We start from the raw sequence: 4,010 nt of genomic DNA, 5'->3' as shown, positions 1-4,010 counted from the left end.
CGGCTGCCCCGCGCGGCCGCCCCGCGCCGCCCACCGCCGCCTCCAAGGGGCGGGGCGCGCCCAACCCGGTCAGACGAGGAGAACCCAACTTGGCGAAAAAGACCTTCCTGGACTTCGAGCAACCCATTGCCGAGCTCGAGGCCAAAATCGAGGAGCTGCGCTACGTACAAAGCGAGAGCGCGGTGGACATCTCCGAGGAAATCGAGCAGCTCAGCAAGAAGAGCAACCAGCTCACCAAGGACATCTACAGCAGCCTCACGCCGTGGCAGATCACGAAGATCGCGCGCCACCCCGAGCGGCCTTACACGCTCGACTACGTGCGCGAGATCTTCACGGATTTCGTGGAGCTGCACGGCGACCGGCACTTCGCCGACGACCAGTCCATCGTCGGGGGGCTGGCGCGCTTCAACGGCAACGCCTGCATGGTGGTCGGCCACCAGAAGGGGCGCGGGACGAAGGAGCGCGCGGCGCGCAACTTCGGCATGACCCGGCCCGAGGGCTACCGCAAGGCGCTGCGCCTGATGAAGACGGCCGAGAAGTTCAGGCTGCCGGTGTTCACTTTCGTCGACACGCCCGGGGCGTTTCCCGGCATCGACGCCGAGGAGCGCGGCCAGTCCGAGGCGATCGGGCGCAACATCTACGAGATGGCGCAGCTGGAGGTGCCGATCGTCACCACCATCATCGGCGAAGGCGGCTCGGGCGGCGCGCTCGCCATCGCTGTGGCCGACCAGGTCATCATGCTCCAGTACTCGGTCTATTCGGTCATCAGCCCCGAGGGCTGCGCCTCGATCCTGTGGAAGACCAGCGACCGCGCTCAGGAGGCCGCCGAGGCCATGGGCATCACGGCGCACCGGCTCAAGGCCCTCGGACTGGTGGACAAGATCGTCAGCGAGCCCGTCGGCGGCGCGCACCGCGACCACCGGCAGATGGCTTCGCTGCTCAAGCGCGCGCTGGGCGACGCCTACCGCCAGCTCAGCGACCTCAAGCCCAAGGAACTGCTCGAGCGGCGCTACGAGCGGCTGCAGAGCTACGGGCGCTTTTCCGACACCAAGGCGGACAGCCGCTGAGGCAGCCGGCTGCCCCGGCGCCGCAGTTCGCGCAGATGGGCCAGCACGCCGCGTTCGACAGGGCCATCGCCGCCTTCGCGCCGCGCTTGCCGCTGGCCGTCGCATTCAGTGGCGGCGCCGACTCCACTGCGCTGCTGCTGGCCTGCGCGCAGCGCTGGCCGGGGCAGGTGCGGGCGCTGCACGTGCACCACGGGTTGCAGGCGGCCGCCGATGACTTCGAGCGGCATTGCGCCGAGCTGTGCCGCCGCTGGAATATCCCGCTGGCGGTGCGCCGTGTCGATGCGCGGCCGGCGCCCGGCCAAAGCCCCGAGGACGCGGCGCGCCAGGCGCGCTACGCCGCCCTGGGCGCCCTGACGCGCACGGAAGGGCCGCTTCCGCCGGCCCGCACCATGGCCCTCGCGCAGCACGCGGACGACCAGGTCGAGACACTGCTGCTGGCCCTGTCGCGGGGCGCCGGCGTCGCCGGGCTGGCGGCCATGCCGGCGCGCTGGGAGCGCAGCGACGCCCCGGGCCTGGTCTGGGAGCGCCCGTTGCTGCGCGTGCCGGGAGCCCAGCTGCGCGACTGGCTGCGCGCGCGCGGCGAGGCCTGGATCGAAGACCCCACCAACGCCGAGGCGCGCTACCTGCGCAACCGCATTCGCCAGCAGCTGCTGCCGGCGCTCGAGCAGGTGTTCCCGCAGTTCCGCTCCACCTTCGCCCGCTCCTGCGCACACGCGGCGCAGGCGGCCGAGCTGCTGCGCGGGCTGGCCGAGTCCGACCTGGCGGCGGTTGGGGTGCCGCCACGCATCGCCGCCCTGCGCGCGCTGGAGCCGGCGCGCCAGGCGAACCTGCTGCGCCACTGGCTGCGCGAGTGCCACGGCACCACGCCGAGCACCGCCCAACTGGACGAGCTGCAGGCGCAGATTGCCGCCTGCAACACGCGCGGCCATCGCATCCACCTGAAGGTGGGAGGCGGCCACGTGGTGCGCGAGGGCGAGGTTCTCGCTTGCTACAATCCGCCGGTTCTGGACCACCCTTTCAGGCAGGACGCCGCGGCGCCGCCAGGGCGCCGCCCCGCGCAGTAGATACGCGGGCAGGGCGCCCCGCTTCTTCGCAAGACATTCCATGGCATTGTTCGTACACAAGTACGGCGGCACGTCGATGGGCTCCACGGAGCGCATCCGCAACGTCGCCAGGCGCGTCGCCAAGTGGGCGCGCGCGGGCCACCAGATGGTGGTGGTACCCAGCGCAATGAGCGGCGAGACCAACCGCCTGCTCGGGCTGGCCAAGGAGCTCGCCCCCTCGCGCAAGGACACTGCCTACCACCGCGAACTCGACATGCTGGCGGCCACTGGCGAGCAGGCCTCGTCCGCCTTGCTGGCCATCGCGCTGCAATCGGAAGGGGTGCCGGCCGTCAGCTACACCGGCTGGCAGGTGCCGGTGCGCACCGACTCGAGCTACACCCGCGCGCGCATCGAATCCATCGACGACCAGCGCGTGCGCGCCGACCTCGATGCCGGCCGCGTGGTCATCGTCACCGGCTTCCAGGGCATCGACGGCGACGGCAACATCACCACGCTCGGGCGTGGCGGCTCCGACACCTCGGCGGTGGCGATCGCTGCAGCCATGGGCGCGACCGAATGCCTGATCTACACCGACGTGGACGGGGTCTACACCACCGACCCGCGCGTCGTTCCCGAAGCGCGCCGCTTGCACTCGCTGAGCTTCGAGGAAATGCTCGAGATGGCCAGCCTGGGCAGCAAGGTGCTGCAGATCCGCTCCGTGGAATTCGCCGGCAAGTACCGCGTGCCGATGCGTGTGCTGTCGAGCTTCACACCCTGGGACATCGCCATCGAGGAAGAAGAGGCCTCCGGCACCCTGATCACCTTTGAGGAAGACGCACAAATGGAAAAAGCTGTGGTATCGGGCATCGCGTTCACGCGCGATGAGGCGAAGATCTCGGTGCTCGGCGTGCCCGACACGCCCGGCATCGCCCACCAGATCCTGGGCGAGGTGGCGCAGGCCAACATCGACGTGGACGTCATCATCCAGAACGTCGGCAAGGAAGGCCGCACCGACTTCAGCTTCACCGTGAACCGCAACGACTACCCGCGGGCCATGGAGCTGCTGCGCGAGAAGGTGCTGCCGCAGCTGGGCGCCGAGGAAGTGCTGGGCGACGACAAGATCGCCAAGGTCAGCATCGTCGGCATCGGCATGCGCAGCCACGCCGGCGTGGCCAGCACCATGTTCCGCGCGCTGGCCGAGGAAAACATCAACATCAAGATGATCTCCACCTCGGAGATCAAGACCTCGGTGGTGATCGACGACAAGTACGTGGAGCTGGCCGTGCGCGCGCTGCACAAGGCGTTCGGACTGGACCAGCCAGCCGCCTGAGTTTTGTCCGGCGGCCCCGAAAATGGGGCATAATCGCTGGATTGGAGACGTGACCGAGTGGCCGAAGGTGCTCCCCTGCTAAGGGAGTATGGGGTGTAGAGCCTCATCGAGGGTTCGAATCCCTCCGTCTCCGCCAGAAGACTAGCCCAAGTGATTGACTCACTTGGGCTTTTTCTTTTCCGGGGCGGCCCGGGGTTTTGAGGACATGACGCTCGATCATTGGTTGGCTGCCCACGAGCAAAACTTCGGCAGCAAGTTCGAAAGACTGTTCGCGGTCGAGGTGCTCGCGAAGGTCGATGGCCTGGATCTGGGCCAGGTCGACACGCAATACCCCTTCACGGACCTCGACGGGCGCACCCGCTACTGCGACTTCGTCATCCGCGAGCACGGCCTCCAGATCGCCCTGGAGGTGGATGGCTACGACAAGAAGAACACCGGCCAAGGCATGAGCCACGAGGACTTCGTGGACTGGCAGCGCAGGCAGGCTGCGCTCACGGCCCAGAGCTGGTACGTGCTGCGTTTTGCCAATCGGGACGTGGTGAACGAGCCGGAACGCTGCCGCCGCTACGT

4 protein-coding genes and 1 tRNA gene are annotated in these 4,010 nt (G+C 68.6%); all 5 read left to right on the top strand.

Annotated elements, in window-relative coordinates; genetic code table 11:
- Positions 1-89 precede the first annotated feature (89 nt).
- A complete protein-coding gene (locus tag A612_RS11530; RefSeq protein ID WP_019374629.1) occupies positions 90-1,067 on the top strand; it encodes an acetyl-CoA carboxylase carboxyltransferase subunit alpha in 978 nt (325 codons plus the stop codon).
- Between the two features lie 35 nt (positions 1,068-1,102).
- A complete protein-coding gene (tilS, locus tag A612_RS11525) occupies positions 1,103-2,131 on the top strand; it encodes a tRNA lysidine(34) synthetase TilS (RefSeq protein WP_019374628.1) in 1,029 nt (342 codons plus the stop codon).
- Between the two features lie 40 nt (positions 2,132-2,171).
- Positions 2,172-3,440, top strand: a complete 1,269-nt coding sequence (locus A612_RS11520) for an aspartate kinase (RefSeq protein ID WP_040436718.1) — start codon at positions 2,172-2,174, stop codon at positions 3,438-3,440.
- Positions 3,441-3,483: 43 nt separating this feature from the next.
- Positions 3,484-3,576 (top strand) — tRNA-Ser (locus tag A612_RS11515).
- Between the two features lie 69 nt (positions 3,577-3,645).
- Positions 3,646-4,010 (top strand): DUF559 domain-containing protein (locus A612_RS11510; protein WP_040436716.1); only part of this gene is annotated, 365 nt, incomplete at its 3' end.

It is taken from the genome of Melaminivora alkalimesophila (genome assembly GCF_000282995.1).
In the GTDB taxonomy this organism is placed as follows: Bacteria; Pseudomonadota; Gammaproteobacteria; order Burkholderiales; family Burkholderiaceae_C; genus Melaminivora; species Melaminivora alkalimesophila.
Note: the sequence above shows the minus strand (reverse complement) of the source record. Positions and strands in the feature narration are given on the sequence as shown.

Coding starts and splice junctions, on each gene's coding strand:
- A612_RS11520 (WP_040436718.1), top strand. CDS start 2,172: ATGGCATTGTTCGTACACAAGTACGGCGGCACGTCGATGGGCTCCACG.
- tilS (WP_019374628.1), top strand. CDS start 1,103: ATGGGCCAGCACGCCGCGTTCGACAGGGCCATCGCCGCCTTCGCGCCG.